This is a genomic window from Paenibacillus sp. TSM33 (genome assembly GCF_056099025.1).
Window position 1 is genome coordinate 196,824 of record NZ_JBLZXB010000019.1, and the last position, 16,421, is coordinate 213,244.

Annotated in this window: 13 protein-coding genes and 4 pseudogenes; 6 read left to right on the forward strand and 11 right to left on the reverse strand. The window is 46.1% G+C overall.

What is annotated here, in order from left to right:
- Positions 1 to 8: 8 nt before the first annotated feature.
- The 7 genes and pseudogenes from ACN6NF_RS21695 to ACN6NF_RS21725 form a co-directional block, all read right to left on the reverse strand.
- Complete coding sequence (locus tag ACN6NF_RS21695) at positions 9 to 1,424, reverse strand: glycoside hydrolase family 32 protein (RefSeq protein ID WP_474319539.1); 1,416 nt, start codon at positions 1,422 to 1,424, stop codon at positions 9 to 11.
- 83 nt (positions 1,425 to 1,507) lie between these two features.
- Positions 1,508 to 2,335, reverse strand: a complete 828-nt coding sequence (locus tag ACN6NF_RS21700) for a carbohydrate ABC transporter permease (RefSeq protein WP_474319540.1) — start codon at positions 2,333 to 2,335, stop codon at positions 1,508 to 1,510.
- The gene (locus tag ACN6NF_RS21705; RefSeq protein WP_013373216.1) at positions 2,335 to 3,219 is read right to left on the reverse strand and encodes a carbohydrate ABC transporter permease; all 885 of its coding nucleotides are present in this window, start codon (positions 3,217 to 3,219) and stop codon (positions 2,335 to 2,337) included. The genes ACN6NF_RS21700 and ACN6NF_RS21705 overlap by 1 nt, the downstream gene beginning before the upstream one ends.
- 61 nt (positions 3,220 to 3,280) lie before the next feature.
- Positions 3,281 to 4,606 (reverse strand): ABC transporter substrate-binding protein, encoded by a 1,326-nt coding sequence (locus ACN6NF_RS21710; protein WP_474319541.1) that lies wholly within the window; start codon positions 4,604 to 4,606, stop codon positions 3,281 to 3,283.
- Positions 4,607 to 4,770: 164 nt separating this feature from the next.
- Positions 4,771 to 5,775: a LacI family DNA-binding transcriptional regulator gene (locus tag ACN6NF_RS21715; RefSeq protein WP_474319542.1), complete on the reverse strand. Its 1,005-nt coding sequence runs from the start codon at positions 5,773 to 5,775 to the stop codon at positions 4,771 to 4,773.
- Between the two features lie 157 nt (positions 5,776 to 5,932).
- Positions 5,933 to 6,073, reverse strand: a pseudogene (locus ACN6NF_RS21720) (formylglycine-generating enzyme family protein); the annotation flags it as partial.
- A 102-nt stretch (positions 6,074 to 6,175) separates the two neighbouring features.
- Positions 6,176 to 6,814, reverse strand: coding sequence for a glycoside hydrolase family 11 protein (locus tag ACN6NF_RS21725; protein ID WP_474319543.1), 639 nt, complete (start codon positions 6,812 to 6,814; stop codon positions 6,176 to 6,178).
- Between the two features lie 352 nt (positions 6,815 to 7,166).
- On the opposite strand from ACN6NF_RS21725, the pseudogene ACN6NF_RS21730 reads away from it, so the two are divergent.
- Positions 7,167 to 7,751 (forward strand): annotated as a pseudogene (locus tag ACN6NF_RS21730) (class I SAM-dependent methyltransferase).
- Positions 7,751 to 8,095 (forward strand): response regulator transcription factor, encoded by a 345-nt coding sequence (locus ACN6NF_RS21735; protein WP_474319544.1) that lies wholly within the window; start codon positions 7,751 to 7,753, stop codon positions 8,093 to 8,095. The pseudogene ACN6NF_RS21730 and the gene ACN6NF_RS21735 overlap by 1 nt, the downstream one beginning before the upstream one ends.
- A 92-nt stretch (positions 8,096 to 8,187) precedes the next feature.
- Here the strand turns inward: ACN6NF_RS21735 and ACN6NF_RS21740 are convergent, their stop codons facing one another.
- Together ACN6NF_RS21740 and ACN6NF_RS21745 are read right to left on the reverse strand one after the other, a co-directional pair.
- A complete protein-coding gene (locus tag ACN6NF_RS21740) occupies positions 8,188 to 8,409 on the reverse strand; it encodes a hypothetical protein (protein WP_474319545.1) in 222 nt (73 codons plus the stop codon).
- A gap of 115 nt (positions 8,410 to 8,524) precedes the next feature.
- A complete protein-coding gene (locus ACN6NF_RS21745) occupies positions 8,525 to 9,028 on the reverse strand; it encodes a DedA family protein (protein ID WP_474319546.1) in 504 nt (167 codons plus the stop codon).
- A gap of 314 nt (positions 9,029 to 9,342) precedes the next feature.
- Between ACN6NF_RS21745 and ACN6NF_RS21750 the strand changes: the two genes are divergently transcribed.
- The 4 genes and pseudogenes from ACN6NF_RS21750 (at position 9,343) to ACN6NF_RS21765 (ending at position 11,429) form a co-directional block, all read left to right on the forward strand.
- On the forward strand, positions 9,343 to 9,909 hold the full coding sequence (locus ACN6NF_RS21750) for a class I SAM-dependent methyltransferase (protein WP_474319547.1): 567 nt from the start codon (positions 9,343 to 9,345) through the stop codon (positions 9,907 to 9,909).
- A gap of 74 nt (positions 9,910 to 9,983) precedes the next feature.
- Positions 9,984 to 10,337, forward strand: a pseudogene (locus ACN6NF_RS21755) (response regulator transcription factor); the annotation flags it as partial.
- 92 nt (positions 10,338 to 10,429) lie between these two features.
- Positions 10,430 to 10,474, forward strand: a pseudogene (locus ACN6NF_RS21760) (hypothetical protein); the annotation flags it as partial.
- Positions 10,455 to 11,429, forward strand: a complete 975-nt coding sequence (locus tag ACN6NF_RS21765) for a sensor histidine kinase (protein WP_474319548.1) — start codon at positions 10,455 to 10,457, stop codon at positions 11,427 to 11,429. The pseudogene ACN6NF_RS21760 and the gene ACN6NF_RS21765, both read left to right, overlap by 20 nt.
- A gap of 163 nt (positions 11,430 to 11,592) precedes the next feature.
- On the opposite strand, the gene ACN6NF_RS21770 is transcribed toward ACN6NF_RS21765, so the two are convergent.
- Positions 11,593 to 11,823 carry a hypothetical protein gene (locus ACN6NF_RS21770; RefSeq protein ID WP_474319549.1) on the reverse strand — a complete coding sequence of 77 codons (231 nt, stop codon included), beginning with the start codon at positions 11,821 to 11,823 and terminating at the stop codon, positions 11,593 to 11,595.
- A 468-nt stretch (positions 11,824 to 12,291) separates the two neighbouring features.
- Positions 12,292 to 16,421 (reverse strand): amino acid adenylation domain-containing protein (locus tag ACN6NF_RS21775; protein ID WP_474319550.1); only part of this gene is annotated, 4,130 nt, incomplete at its 5' end.

Consider the following 16,421-nt stretch of genomic DNA (forward strand, 5'->3'; position numbering starts at 1 on the left):
ATGCGATTCTATGTGAGAATATCCCACTTCTGGAACGAGGCCAACGTACATTTTCCGCTCGCAAATGCACGAATACCTGTTGATTCCATTCCGGGATACACTCTTCCTGTGAGGACGTATTCACCATCACCGATGAATATTTCCACAGAGCTTTTATCGACGAAAATCCGAAGCTCCAAACGTCCCTCTTGTAAGCCCAAGGGTACTCTTCTCTCTCCGCCCGGTCCGATACCGGCACGCTCACGGTTAAAACGGAACAGACCGTCATCGGGACGATACGATAGTACAGTTTCCTCTTCGTCGCCCACCCGCAGCTTCAAGCCGAATTCATCAGTATTACCAGCCTCGAACTCAAATACCGCCTTCAGTTCGTAGCTATCTCCGAACGTGTCCATGATCTGCTCGCCTGTCAGCAAGATATCCCGCTGCTCGAACAGATTGGATCGGTAATTTTCAACCTCATCAAGCGGACGTAACAGCAATCTGTCGTGATCGATCACCGCTTGTCGCGGAAGACTCATCGCACCTGCCCAATGATGTCCCTGCTGGGTTGGCATCTCCGACTCCCACATATCCATCCATCCGATGATGATACGCCGCCCTTGATCATCCAAGGTTGACTGCGGGGCATAGAAATCGAATCCGTGATCTACCTGAGCATACTGCTCTGCCGTAAATGTTCCAGCCTCCGCATTGAAATTACCTATACCGTACATGGTGGAATGCAGATTACGGTATGCTTCCCCCTGGGCAGGCATGCGCTGTGGAGACAGCATGAATACGTGTCGATCGCCGAGCGGGAACAAATCCGGACACTCCCAATTATCGCCGAAGCGTCCGTCACTCACAGCCAGCACATTGACATACGTCCAGTTTCTCAAGTCTTTAGATCGGTAAAGCAGTACAAGCCCGTTCCCTTGGGCATCATTAGATCCAAGCACGACGTAGTATTGATCTTCGTGCCTGAACACCTTGGGATCACGGAAATCTTTGCGGCTGACTCTGTCCGGTATGGCGTCATAACCGATGACCGGGTTGCCCTCCCACTTATCGAAGGTTACCCCGTCTTCTGATACTGCAATCCCCTGTGACTGCTTGTAATCCTTATCTTTGTCGGGCCCGGTTACAACATGTCCGGTATACATCAGGACAAGCTTCCCGTCCTGCTCAACCGCACTGCCGGAGAAGCAGCCATCCCGGTCGAACTCACCGTCCGGGGCCAAAGCAACCGGTAGATAGTCCCACTTCATAAGATCGCGGCTGACTGCGTGTCCCCAGTGCATCGGTCCCCACACGGATTTATACGGGTAATGTTGGTAGAACAAGTGATACTGCCCGTTATATTGAATGAAACCGTTCGGATCATTCATCCAGCCAAATTCAGCCATCAAATGGTAATTCAGCCGATAATCCGGCCGAAGCATATGCTTGGATTGGGAAATAAATTGATCAGCATTTTCTCTCGTATACACTCTAGTATGTTTGATAAGGCATCCTACTCCTACAGTTATTTAATCGAACCTTGCATAACACCCTGAATAATATATTTTTGGGCGAACAAATAGATGATAATGATCGGAAATATCGTCAGTACCAAACTTGCCATCAATGGACCATAATCCACTGTGTAGGTTCCATAAAAGTTGTACGTGGACAACGGAAGTGTCCTTTGCTCAGGATCGACCAGAATGAGCGAAGGCAGCAGGAAATCATTCCAGATCCACAGTACATTGAGAATGGAGATGGTGGCCGTCGTGGGCATCAGTACCGGAAACACGATGCGGAAGAAGGTCTGAATCCGTGTGCAGCCGTCAATCAGCGCTGCTTCCTCCAATTCCTTCGGAATACTTTTTACGAACCCATGATAAATGAAAACAGCCAGCGAGCTGCCAAAACCGATATACATGTAAATCAGCGACCACTTGCTGTTCAGCAGATCAAGTGAGCCATAAATTTTCACCAATGGAATCATGATGGCCTGAAATGGAATGATCATGGAAGCTACCATCAGCATAAATGTATATTGGTTGAACTTGGTATTGTTTCGGACAAAGTAATGAGCCGTCATCGCTGCGAACAGTGAGATAAACAAGACACTTAACACCGTTATCACCAATGAGTTAGTGAAGGCAGCGATATAATTCATTTTATCGAATGCATTCATATAGTTGCTCATATCGAAACTCTCTGGAAGCGATAACGGATTCGAAGTGATGGCCATATTTTCCTTGAACGAATTGATCAGCAGAAAGACGAACGGTACGATGAACAATAGGAGTATAACGGTCAGCACAATGAATTTGATCATGGAGGAAGCGATTTTTTTGCTTGCCATTACGCCTCCACCTCCAACTTCTTGCTAAAATAAACCTGAAGCAGAGTGATGAGAGCAACCATCAGGAACAGCACGAATGCTTCTGCCTGTCCCACACCATAATCACGGGAAAGGAATGCCTTTTCATACACATGCATCGACACCATTTGAGTACTACTGAACGGTCCGCCTTTCGTGAGCGCGAGGTTGACGTCATAGACCATAAACCCACGCTGCAGGGACAAAAATATACATACGATGAAAGAAGGAACCATCAAGGGCAGCACCATTTTCCGCAGTCTGGTCCAGCTGTTCGCCCCATCAATGCTTGCAGCCTCCATAATATCATTCGGCACACCCGTCAATCCTGCAATATAAATGACCATCATGTAACCCGCGTTCTGCCACACGGTTACAATCACGAGTGTCCAGAACGCTTTGTCAGGATCAGCCAGCCAAGTCGTGCTGAGCGCCTGAATGTCGGCATGTTGTCCCAAATAGACAAGCACGTTGTTGAAGATAAATTGCCATATAAAACCGAGTACAATGCCGCCGACAAGGTTGGGCAGGAAAAATCCTGCCCGGAAAATGCTCTGTCCTTTTAACCCTTTAGTCAGCACATAAGCCAGCATAAAAGCGATAACATTGATAAGAACAACGGTATAAAATACATATTTGAGCGTCAAGGCGAACGATTTCCAAAACTCAATATCCCGAAAAACGGCCAGATAGTTTTGGATGCCAACCAGCGATAGTGTCGTGGAAATACCATCCCAGTTTGTGAACGTCAAATAAATGCCGTACAAGAATGGAATGATCATTACCGTTATGAAGGCAAACAAGGTTGGCCCGGTGAACAGCAGCCGTGTCCGTAGCCGGTTCCATACTCCTTTTTCCGCAATCATGGTGATCCCTCTCTTTGTTTCGGATTTCTCTCTCTATTTCCGGGTAATTTGACAATAAGCCTTATTTTACGGTTTTCCAGTAGTCTTCGATTTCCTTAGCCAGTGTTGCGCGATCGCCCTGTTTCGCCAGATATTTTTGCATGGAAGATCCTAGCTTAGACCAGTGGTCGGCAGGCAGCAAGCTCATCGACTGCTCTGACTTGCCTTTTGCAATATAATCCTGAATGGATTTGCCAAGTGGATCGGCCGCAGGCAGTGTAATATTTTTGAACGCCGGGATAATGTTCGCTTTGTTCACGAGGAAATCCTGACCTTTCGCATCATAGACGATCCAGTTCAAGAACTTCTTCGCCGCCTCTTGTTGCTCCGGCGTACTCTTCTCCTTGTCAATGACAATACGTTTGGAAACAGCGGATGAAATCTCCTGATTGCCATAGTCATCGGCATTGTTGCTGATGGGTACAGGCAAGAAACCATATTCTTTGTTAGCTGTATCAAAACCGCTGATTTGCGGCCATGCCCAGTTGCCCATGAACCAAATGCCAACTTCGCCTTTGCCGAGCAGCTCCGGTCCACGTTCATAAGCTCCTGCCAGCGGAGAAGCCTGATCGATATTGTATTTCATCATGACGTCGAATGTATCCATAAGTCCGTTAAATACTGGATTGGCAGCCAAGTTAGCCTGGCCCGCTTTCAGTGATGCTATGAATTTGTCCACTTCAGCCATGTCTTTGTTCTGGCCTGCATATGCAAGAGGCAAATAATGAGCGCCTAGGGACCAGTCCATTGGTGAAATCACCAATGCTTTCTTCCCGGATGCCTCGATTTGTTGAAACAGTTTTTCAAGGTCATTTCGAGTTTTAATTGTGGTGGGATCGAAGCTTCCGCCTACCGCTTTATCAACAACCGCTTTGTTATAAATGAATCCGTAGCCTTCAACAGCCAGCGGAAACGCATAATTTTTACCGTCAACCGTCGTAGCTGTGGTAGCGTTTTCAACAGTGTCCTTATTCCACTTCTCTCCGCTTAAGTCGAGGATACGGTCCTTGAATTTCTCCACATCACCTGTATCTAGCATGGTCATGGTTGGCGGGTTCCCGGATGCATACAATGCAGAGGCACGCTCAAAAGGCGACCCACCGGTCGGAACCGGCTGGATTTCAACAGTGATGCCGGGATTATCTTTCTGGAACGCCTTGGCGGCATCCTCCAGTTGTGAAAGGATTTCACCTTTAGAGTTCAAAAGTGTAATTTTCACATTTCTCGAATCCGCTGATCCCCCTCCAGAAGCCGAATTACTTCCTCCTCCGGAGCCGCCGCATGCAGACACCACCATAACCAAAAGAAGCAGCATTACCATCCATTGAACTCTTTTGAATTTCCTCACTGTTGTCATCCCCCTATTTCTATAATGGCTGCTGTACTCTTAAATAAAACGCTTACAAACGGATTATATGTCATAGATTCAAACTCTGTCAATCGTTTGACATGTTAAACCTTTAACATTCTTTAAAAAAAATCTGTTCCCCTTGTTAGAGGAACAGATTTCATTCAGGTCGTTGCACGTTCAATCAGTTCAACAGGCAGCCGATTAACAGGCTGTACCTGCTCTCCCTCTGCCTGTCTACGAATCAGCTCGACCGCCAGCCTACCGATCTCTGCAATGGGCTGTCTTACTGATGTAAGTTCAGGCGTCAGCCAGGAAGCAGCGCTCACGTCATCGAAGCCTACAATACGCACATTCTCCGGTACATGCCGCCCGGCGCGGATATATTCTTTCAGCGCAAAGGCGGCAATAATATCGCTTGTTGCAAACACCCCATCCACATCTGGATGTTCATGGACGAGTTTGGAAATCATTCGCTCGTACTCCTTTTGGTCGAACACATTCAGGTCTGTTTGAACGATTACATGCTCGACACTATGCCTGCCCACGACATCCCGGAAAGCTGTGGTCCGCTCATTGGACAGCATGTTCAGCTCCAGATTTCCACATATATGCGCAATTTTCCGGCACCCTTTGCGAATGAGCAGCTCCGTAGCCAGCTCACCTCCGCGATAATTGTCCGATGATATGTACGGAATTTGCGGATCAATCTGCCTGTCAAATGTCACAATTGGTGAATTCAAATGTCGGTACTCTTCTACTTCCAAGGTATGGCTACCCATAATGATGCCGTCTACCCGGTTTCGTTTCAACATATCAATATACACTTTTTCCTTCACGGGGTCCATATGCGAATTGCAGAGTAGAACTTTACACCCCTGCTGATAGGCATAGTACTCCACCTGATTAGCAAGCTCACTAAAGAAAGGATGCGAGACATTGGGAATAATAAGACCGATGATATTGGACTGCTTGCGTAGCAGGGATCGTGCTATTTCATTTGGTTGATAATTAAGTTCCTCCATTGCATCGAACACTTTTTTGCGTGTAGTTTCACTGATATACCCCCGGTTATTCATTACACGGGATACTGTAGTAACCGACACGCCCGCTTTTAACGCCACATCGTGAATTGTTGCCATATGAACCTCTTCCCGAACAAAATACATACATATAAACTATACCCTCTCCTCACCATTTCGACAACCTCAGGGTACTATGTACATCTCAGGCAAGAAAACAGCGACAGTCGTAGACGAAAAATCGTTCCTCAGCTGTCGCTGTTTCATTAACTATCGTATCCCTTTAGTCTCCGTAACAATCCTAGCAACATCCCCTTACATTTCCAGACATATCGTACATTTCTAGCTCATTGGGTTTCCGAGTACCAATCGATTTTGTTCTATTAGTTGCTCTCTATGATAGGCTAGTTCCAGTTTCAGTTAAGTATTTGTCTCCGGCGTTCTTTTCCTTGTTTATGTTGTAATGCGGTTATAAGCCCTCATCCTGCTCTTCCCTATGAAGAAATGCCAATCGCTCCCGTTCGTTGAATAGCTTGCAGTTGAGTGGTTACCACACCGTTACGTTAGAGCTCCCACTACTCTGATACCCCTCTGTTGCTAACACCTGGTAAGACCAGCTATTCCCCAGATGCATGCCTTTGCTCGCCCATGCCTTCACGTGATTGCTGAAAGTGATCGTGGAGTTGCCCCCGGTCGGTCGCTTCGTCTGTCGAACACTCCAGTACTGAATAAATGTCGTTTTTTGGCCTTCAATGGAAGGTGCGTCGTATCGCATTGTTGTGTAGATGTCATATGTGCCCCCATCACTGGTCACTGTACCTTTATACGTTCCGGTAGGTCGATAAGTCCCCCAGCTATCCACGACGTAATATTCGATGAGTGAGTTTCTCGTCCACCCGTAGAGAGCCAAATATCCATTACCGGATGGCGCCCAGACACCAGCATTGTAGTTAATCGTTCTGTTGGGCGATCCAGTAGTCCAGCCTTTGCCGACAACAAAATTCCCGGTATCCTTCCATGTTACGCTGTAATTACCGCCGGACCCATTAACAGCATTGACCGTCCCGCCGCCATCGGTCCAATTTTGCCAGTAGTCTGTCGCTGCACTTGAAGTTGTTGTAAACAACCCAAAACTCATGGAAGCTGCAAGAACTACCGTCATCATTTTCTTACTAAAGTTGAACATACTTTACCTCCTAAAATTTTTATATTTGCATTTTACACCTGCTTGTCGGTCGATTCTCTGTTGCAGTATACCATATTCCGTGTTTTCTTACTTTTACCTCCTTTCTGAGTAAAATTATATAATGATAGCGTTTGCATAAATACTTGGCAAATTAAACATTATACTCTATTATGTTTAGATTTCCTTGAGTTTTATAGAGCGCGCTGAGAATAGATCGGGGTTTCTACACTCAGATCAGCTTCCGAATTTCATACATATCTTTAGATTTTCTTTAGATATACCCTCGTAAAATCCTTAGATTTTTTCGTTACTATTTTTATATCGCAATAAAAAAATAGGAAGAAAATAAATCATGGAGGGAAAACAGTTGAATTTCAATGAATATCTACTCTTTTTGCAAGGATTCCTCACAAATCCACAACGAGTGGGAAGCCTTATACCTAGCTCTCGGTTTCTGGCAGCTAAAGTGGTTGAGTCTGTCCCCTGGGATGAGGTAAAGGCAGTCGCAGAGCTTGGATAAGGTACAGGTGCTATCACACGTTGCATGAAGACACAATTAACTGGATCAACAAAAGTGTTATTGTTCGAAAGAGATAAGAAAATGAGAGAAAATCTGAAGGCAGAATACCCGGATTTCGTGTGCCATTCTAATGCTTGCCAATTAGTTAAAAAATTGAATCGAGATGACATCGGCCAGCTGGACTGCATTATTAGCGGATTACCATTTTTTAATTTGACGAGTGAAATGCGAGGAACCTTACTTAATCAGATTATGAAGGCACTAAAACCTGGAGGAATTTTTGTTGCTTTTCAGTACTCGCTCCAAATGAAAAAAAAATTTGCCGAACACTTAACTATTGAAAAAATCGAATTTGTACCCTTCAATTTTCCTCCAGCCTTTGTATATATCTGTCGCAAAAAAAGAGGTGCCATGTAATGGATACAATACTTGTTGTAGCTGACGATTCAGAAATTAAAGACGTTCTTCATGCATATTTGTGCAATGAGGGATACTTTGTCATAAAAGTTGCAGATGGTGTGGAAGCGCTAGATCTAGTAAAATCAATCTCTTTCGAACTAGTCATCCTAGATATTAAGATGCTACGAACGGATAGTATCCAAGCCTGTATGAAATTATGGGAAATGTCTAACACCCCCATGATTCTCATCAAAGATCTTGTTATGGCTGAGACTAAACATTTCGTTCCATTGAGAGGCCTCCTAACACAAGAACAAGAAAACAAACTCTTCGATCTATTATATAAAGTGATATATAGCTAAAAAAACTTAAGCCCGAACATAATGTGTTCCTGGCTTAAGTTTTATTTTAGAACCTTCTATTTAAAATTCCCCGAACCCATAATTTAGCCTGTTCACCGATCGGCATCCACTCTATGAAAGGAATACCCTGTATATAATGCTTCAGTAATATCAAGTTCCTGAATAGTAGAGCTTCCATCGCCAATCATGCCGCTCCCTCCTCCCATCACAAGCACAGTAGGCATATGAGGATCTAAACCATACTTTTTGGCTGTTTTCTCTCTTTCTATAGACTGAGAAAATTGCGGACGAATGGGGATTCCCAGTATCCGCAATCCGCCCCTCTTCAACACCCAGTTGAATCAAAGAATCACGAACAATTGTGGACCCTACGATATATTGATCGGTATAGGGATAAACCGTTTTGTCTTATTTATTTCATTTATCGTCTCATGCAGTAAAGATCAACTTGAACCACTTCGTTATGATAAAAGTGCCAACGGCTATTATTAGGGCAGCCACGGCTAATTTAGGATCGATTATATCTAGCAAATTTAATATATGATGTCCAAAGAACCTGCCAAAAGCAAAGAACGTAGTGGTCCAAACAAACGCGCTCGAATACGAAATCAAAGTAAACTTCTTGAACGAGACGTGTTGTTCAAAAAGTTCCTCTGCTTTCAGGAAATGACGGTTGTTTTGAAACTTGGGTTTGAATTTCTCTCCAAAGATTCTGCCCGCTAAATAAGCAAATGTAATTGCTACAAACAAACCAGCGAGAATAACCATGTATACAATCCACGGGTTTAAAACTCCATTGTTACTCAAAATTCCACCTGTTAGTATAGTTAACTCATTAGGAACCGGAATCCCAAATGGGCCTAGGCAGAAGGCTAGGAAAAAAAACAAATATCCATAATGATCGACTAGCTGTAAGACAATATCGCTAATCATGTTCTAACCTCCTCGTTATGTCGATGAGAGTATATTAGTATAAAAATCTTAGGAGATTATAGGGATATTTCTAAAGAAATTCTAAAATAATTAACTGTTTCTTCTTATAAAAAAAGCCTTACCAACTTGGTTGGTAAGGCTTTTAGGGTTGATGACATAGGCTCTTTAAATCTTTCATAGATGAATTCTTTAGATTTTCTTTAGAAATATACTCATAAATTCCTTAGTTTTTTTCATTATGATTTCTGTATTCAATATTTAAACCATACTCAGCTTTGTGCCTGACAACATAAATAGTAATGGAGGATAATCAGTTGAAACTCAATGAAAATCTTTTATTTTTGCGAAGCTTTATTCACAGTCCGAAAAATGTGGGAAGTGTTATACTGAGCTCCCGGTTTCTGGCAACCAAAATGGTTAAACAAGCGCCTTGGAACGAGGTTAAGGCAGTCGCAGAGCTCGGATCGGGTACAGGTGCCATCACCCGTTTTATCAACACCGAGGTAAGTGAGGCAACAAAAGTGTTATTATTTGAGATGGATGACACGATGAGGAATAAATTAGAGACCAAATATCCTGACTTCTCCTGTCATCCGAACGCTGCACGTTTAGTAGACGCAATGAAGCAAGAGAACATTCAACAGTTGGATTGTATTTTTAGCGGGCTACCTTTTTTTAATTTTGAGCGTGAATTGAGAGATACCTTGGTTGAACAGATTTATAAAGCACTCAAACCTGGAGGCTTGTTTATCGCCTTTCAATATTCGCTTCAAATGAAAAAACAGCTTTCTGAAAAGTTTATCATCGAAAAGATTAATGTGGTGCCCCTCAATATCCCTCCTGCTTTCGTTTACGTCTGCCGCAAAAGGGAAACCCTATAAATGATGATGACACTTTAATTCACGTATCTTAAATATCTTAGTTCTACCAAGTCAAAAAATAGGAGTAGTCGTCAATGAATACAATCCTTGTTGTGGACGATGATTCCGAGATTCGAGATGTCATTCATGTATATCTGCGCAATGAAGGATACCATGTGATTGAAGCGGCTGATGGAGAAGAAGCCCTGGATGCTATTAAGACAACATCAATTCAACTGGTTATTCTGGATGTCATGATGCCACGAATGGACGGGATTAAAGCATGCCTAAAAATAAGGGAAATATCAAATATCCCGATTATCATGCTGTCAGCCAAAGAAGAAGATATTGATAAAATCAATGGGCTCACTACGGGGGCCGATGACTACATGATCAAACCGTTTAATCCGTTAGAATTGCTAGCTCGCGTAAAAGCGCAGCTACGGCGACAATCATTAATAGGAAAAGAAGAATTTAATTCGCTTATCCTTATTAAAGACCTGGTGATTGAGAAAAATTAGAGCAATTCCCAAGAGAACCTCAGTATATTAAAACGGTGTGGGGAGTTGGCTACAAAATTGAATAAACTTATACAAAAGAATTTTTTCCCTTATCTTCTTACCCCCTTGTTTATGGTAATATTTATCTTTACTTTTTTAGTTTTGACCCGACGAATCGTTAGAGACTTAATTACATTGGAGCAAGGGCTTCAATTTATTTCCGAAGGCAATTTACATTATCGGGTACCTGTTGTTCGGCAAGATGAACTTGGACGGGTCGCGCTCAACATCAATCGAATGACCGAACGATTAGAGCAACAGATTGTAAAAGAACGTGAAATAGAAAAATCGAAGATGGAAATGATCACTGGTATTTCACATGACTTGCGGACGCCTCTGACCAGCATTATCGGTTATATCGAGCTGTTAAGAACAGACTCATATCAAGATAAAGAGGAATATACGCGCTTTGTTCAGAACACCTATAACAAAGCGATTCATTTGAAGAAGTTGCTGGATGACTTGTTTGAATATACACGGCTCACTTCGGTCGATACCCACTTAAATCTGAGAAGGATCAATTTATTCCAGCTTTTGGATCAATTACTGTTTGAGTTCGAACCCATTGCTCAAGAAAACGGTGTATATATAGTAAAGGAAATCGGTGACTCCCCGATCTTTACCTCCGTTGACAGCGATAAAATGGCCAGAGCAATCGATAATCTTCTCATGAACGCCTTAAAGTATTCCTTGAAGCCTGGGGGCATTTGCATTCGACTGAAAACGACTCCTGAGCAAATTACGATTGAGGTCGAAAATAAAGGAACTCCTCTCACACAAGATCAAAAAGAGAAGCTGTTTGATCGTTTTTATAAAGTTGACCACTCAAGAAGCAGCGAAGGTATCCAAACAGGAGCAGGGCTGGGGCTTTCCATAGCAAGGAATATTGTTGAGTTACATCAAGGGACCTTAACACTCAATCATACCAATAACACTTTTATATTTCAGCTGAACTTGCCTACAGAAGGAAGCTCTAGTTAATAAGCGCTAAAAAGCAAGAAAATTGTAATTCAGCAGCATAAAAAAGTCGTGAACCAATTTTGTTGATTTTACTGCGCTTGTCAGAGCACGTGATAAACACGAAAAATAAAAAATCTGAAACCACCACAAATTACCATAAGGAGAAAATTGGAAACTTGTACTATTACGATAATACAATTTTCATAACCATTTCTTCAATATACTGAATGTCGCATATAACGTGCTTAAATGATGCAATTTTCTTTTTCAAAGCATTATCTCTAATAATCTGTCCATCTTTAGTCCATTGTCCATATATTTGAACTAAAGTTAGGTTATTATCCATTTTTATTTTATTAAATTCTTCTATCAAATCTCTTACTAATTCATTATTCACTTCTTTCAATGAAGCCAATTATATCTCTAGCTAGTTTATTAATTCTCTTTTTTTGTTCGAATGATAGCTTGCTTGATTTTACTTCATTCTTTAAATAGTGAACTTATGGAAGGTAGATTACTATTCCAGCCTCCTGATTCTAATACAGAAAAAAACGTTTCGGCATAATACCAAAAGTCTTCTCCAAGAGCTTCACGTTTCCTTTTTATCTCTTGTTAGCCTGGAGATAAACATACTTCGGGTTGGACAACTTTGTACTCTAATTCAGCAGATTTAATGTTATAAACCAGTTTACCAATTGTAAGTGCAGGTATTATATCCTCTTCGTCTGTAATCGTTCTAGCAAGGAGCAACGGTGGTAGAGTCGATAATCCGGAGTGCTTTGCGATCTGCTATCGAACAGCCATGCCTAGACAAAAAGTAAAAAAACACCCGGCAGGGTGCGTACCGAGCGAAATACGGTATACACCCAAGCCGGGTAAGGGATTAGAAAATAATATCAATGGACTCTAGCACATCTTGCTCCTGTTCGGATTGCCCGTTCAGGGAAATATCCTTCAACAGCACCGAAGGCTGTTCGCAAATTTGGGTGATGATCACGAGCAGGTCCTGAGCGAAATTGTCGATCAGATTGCGCGTAAACAACTTGGTGGCATATTCAAACTGCCCGTTCATTCCCTCATCCAGCAACGAAATGACCAAGGTAAGATCAAATTGGGAAACCGTATGAGTTTCCGGATAAGATTCGATCTTGATATCCCCGAAGCTTTGAACGTTATCTTCCTTGGTTTCCAGAACAAACATGACATCGAATACAGGATTGCGGCTTTGATCTCGCGGCGCCTGCAGCTTTTTCACAAGCTCCTCGAACGGATAATCCTGGTGGTCGTAGGCCCCCAGCATCGTTTCTTTGACTTCGTTCAAGTAAGCGAGGAACGTCTTCTCCCCGGACGGATAATGGCGAATCGCCAAAGTGTTGACAAACATTCCGATGAGCGGCTCCAGGTCGGCATGTGTGCGGCCCGAAACCGGCATGCCTACAATGAAGTCTTCTTGTCCCGAGTATTTGCTGAGCAGGATTGAATAGGCCGCCAATAACACCATATAAAGGGTGGCACCATTCCCATCGGCGATGCGCTGCAAGCTTTCGGTCATCTGCTTGTCGATGCTGAAAGGCAGCACATCTCCCTCAAAGTTGCGAGCGGCAGGTCTGACAAAGTCCGTAGGCAGTTCAAGCGTCGGCAGTTCGCCTTCCAGCACGTCCAGCCAGTAGGCTTCCTGACGTTTCAGCCGCTCTTTTACAGGTTCGGACTGCTGCCAAGCGGCGAATTCCTTGTATTGAATCCGAAGCGGTTCCAGAGTCTCGCCGTTATACAGGCGCAGCAGCTCTTCGACGAAGATGCCCATCGACATGCCATCCGTGACGATATGATGAATGTCCAGCATGAGCAGATGCCGTTCCGCTTCCCATTCGACTAAGCCTACACGCAGCAGCGGCGGCCGCTGCAAATCAAAGACGCGCACAAAGCCGTCTACGATGCTCTTCGTTTCACTTTCCGTCGCTTTCGTATACTCGACGACAAACTTCAAGTCCGGATAAATCCGTTGTACCGGTTCGCCGTCGACCATTTCGAAGCCGGTTCGCAAAATTTCGTGACGAGCTATCAATCCTTTAAGCGCCGACTCGAATTGATTCCGTTCCAAGCGCCCGACGAGAACCGTCATGCCGGACATGTTGTAGCTAAGCTCGGCGCCTTCCATCTGCTGCTGGATGTACAGCCGTTTTTGCACGGAGGAAAGCGGATAATAATCCCTCTTATCCAGAATCGGAATGGAGAGGTGTTCCTGCCGCTCCAATTGGCTGATCGCTTCGGCCATCGCTTCGATGGTCGAGTGCCGGAACACATCGCGCAGCGGCAGGTCCACGCTCAGCTCCTTATGCACCTTGCTGACCAGCGTCGTCGCCCGTAGGGAGTGCCCGCCGAGGTCGAAGAAGTTGTCCGTCACGCCAATCGTGACCGGTCCGAGCACGTCCTGCCAGATGGCGACCAGTTTCGCCTCCAGTTCGGTGCGCGGCGCCACGTATTCGCGGCCTGCGCTTGCTCCCCCTTCCGGCGCCGGCAGCGCCTTCCGGTCGATTTTCCCGTTCGGCGTCAGAGGCAGGCGCTCCAGCTCCACGAAGTACGACGGGATCATGTACCCCGGCAGCTCGCTGGTAATCGCCCGTTTCAGGTCTGCCGCCGTCAAGCCTTCTTCCGCTGTATAATAAGCACACAAAGCTTTCTGACCTTCTTGATCTTCCCTGACGACGACGACCGCTTCCTTCACGCCACCTACACTCAGCAGCTTCGCTTCAACTTCACCCGTCTCAATCCGGTACCCCCGGATTTTCACCTGGTTGTCGATCCGGCCGATGAAGTCCACGTTCCCGTCCTCCATCCACCGCGCCAAGTCTCCTGTGCGGTACAGCCGCTCGCCCACGGCGAACGGGCTGTCTACGAATTTCTCCGCCGTCAAATCCGGGCGGTTCAAGTAACCGCGGGCCACACCCGCTCCGCCGATAACCAGTTCGCCCAACACCCCGACCGGCACAGAATTCAGATGCGTATCCACGATGTAGAATTTCGCATTCAGCCACGCTTTACCGATCGGCACATTGCCTGTCTGCGGCAGCTTCGCCAGCGGCTCGTCATAGAAGCTGGAGTCGATCGCCGCTTCCGTCACGCCGTATGCGTTGATGATCCGGAACAACGAGCCGAAGCGTTCCTGCAAGGTGCGGTAATCCGCCACGCTGCAGCTGTCCGAGCTCGTGATCAACAGCTCCATCCCGCTCATATCCAGCCGCTGCTCGTGCACGTACTCCAGGAACGGCACGATCAGCGCCGGCGTCGATTCGAAGATGGTGACCCGCTCCTGCTCAATCCAATGGTGCAGACGAGACGGATCAATCCGGTCGTCCTTCGGCACAATCACCATCGTGCCTCCGTTGTACAGCGTCCGCGCAATATCTCCCACGAACACGTCGAACGAGAAGCTTGCGAGCTGCAGCAGCCGCACCGGGAACTGATCCAACCGGTATTCCCGTCGGTAGCCCGCCGCCGTGTTCACCAGGCTGCGGTGCTCGACCATCACGCCCTTCGGCTTGCCCGTCGTTCCCGACGTGTAGATTACGTAAGCCAGATCCTCCGGACGGGCTTCATGGAAGCTGTCAGTACCAACATTCTGGTGGCTCTCATCACCGTCGTCCACAGCATCCGTCAGCTTGCCGGAGACAATCGGCGCATTCTCCCACTCCTCGCTGTACGAAGCTTCCTCGTCCAGGTACAGCACCGCCGCCAGCGCCAGCTCTTCTTCACCGAGCCAGGCTTCAGCACGCTCTCGCAGCGCCGTTTGCGTCAGCAGCACCTTCGCTCCGCTGTCTTCAAGCATGAACCGCACGCGGTCCGCCGGATAATCCGGGTCAAGCGGCACATACGCCCCACCCGCTTTCCAGACGGCCAGCACGGCCACCAGCAAGTCCACCGAACGCTCGGCGAGAATGCCGACGATCATCTCCCGGCCGACGCCACTTGCGCGCAGCGTGGCCGCCAAGCGGTTTGCCCGCTCGTTCAGCTCTGCATACGTCAGCCGGTCGTTCTCGTACACGACGGCCGTCTCTTCCGGCGTGCGCTTCGCCTGTTCCTCAAACAGCCGGTGGAACGCGGCCGCAGGAGCCACTTCCGGCTGCGCCGGGTTAAACGCGCCGAGAATTTGCTCTTTTTCCGCCGGTGTCAAAATGCCCAGCTCGGCAATAGTCGCCGACGGGTTGCAGAGAATGGATTCAAGCAGCTGCAAGTAGTGAGCGGCCAATTTCTCCACTGTTTCGGTTTTATAAAGAGCAGTGGCGTATTCAAACAGATATTCCAAGCCTTCCTCGATCTCCGTGACGTCCAAGCTGAGATCGAATTTAGAAACAATTTCTTCGCTGGCATACGTCGACAAATGGAGTCCGGGAAGCTGGATTTCCAAATTCTCTGTATTCTGCAAAGCAAACATCGTATCGAACAGCGGATTGCGGCTTAAATCGCGAGCCACATTCACCTTATCCACCAGTTCCTCAAACGGATAATTCTGATGTTCAAAAGCGCCCAGCGTCGTCTCCTTGATTTCCTTCAAGTAGTCAAGGAACGTCTTACCGGCAGCCGGATAACTGCGGATGGCCAGAGTATTGACGAACATCCCGATCAGCGGCTGAACGTCGCTGTGATTTCTTCCCGCAATTGGCGTACCGACCACCACGTCTTCTTGCCCTGTATACTTGTGCAATAACATTGTATAACCAGCAAGCAGAACCATGTAAAGCGTTGCGCCGTTCTCAGCTGCAAGTCGTTTCAGACCCTCGCTTTTCTCGCTATCCATAAACAATTGCAGCGTGCGGCCCTCGTAGCTCTGCATAGCCGGGCGCGGATAGTCCGTCGGCAATTCCAAAACCGGCAGCTCTCCGCGGAACATGTCGAGCCAGTAGGCTTCCTGCTTGGCAAGCTGAGCTTTCTGCTCGTCCGATTGCTGCCATACCGCATAATCTTTGTACTGAATGCGAAGCGGCTCCAGTTGCTCCCCGCTGTACAAGCGGACGA

Coding starts and splice junctions, on each gene's coding strand:
- ACN6NF_RS21695 (WP_474319539.1), bottom strand. CDS start 1,424: ATGCTTCGGCCGGATTATCGGCTGAATTACCATTTGATGGCTGAATTT.
- ACN6NF_RS21700 (WP_474319540.1), bottom strand. CDS start 2,335: ATGGCAAGCAAAAAAATCGCTTCCTCCATGATCAAATTCATTGTGCTG.
- ACN6NF_RS21705 (WP_013373216.1), bottom strand. CDS start 3,219: ATGATTGCGGAAAAAGGAGTATGGAACCGGCTACGGACACGGCTGCTG.
- ACN6NF_RS21715 (WP_474319542.1), bottom strand. CDS start 5,775: ATGTATTTTGTTCGGGAAGAGGTTCATATGGCAACAATTCACGATGTG.
- ACN6NF_RS21725 (WP_474319543.1), bottom strand. CDS start 6,814: ATGTTCAACTTTAGTAAGAAAATGATGACGGTAGTTCTTGCAGCTTCC.
- ACN6NF_RS21735 (WP_474319544.1), top strand. CDS start 7,751: ATGGATACAATACTTGTTGTAGCTGACGATTCAGAAATTAAAGACGTT.
- ACN6NF_RS21745 (WP_474319546.1), bottom strand. CDS start 9,028: ATGATTAGCGATATTGTCTTACAGCTAGTCGATCATTATGGATATTTG.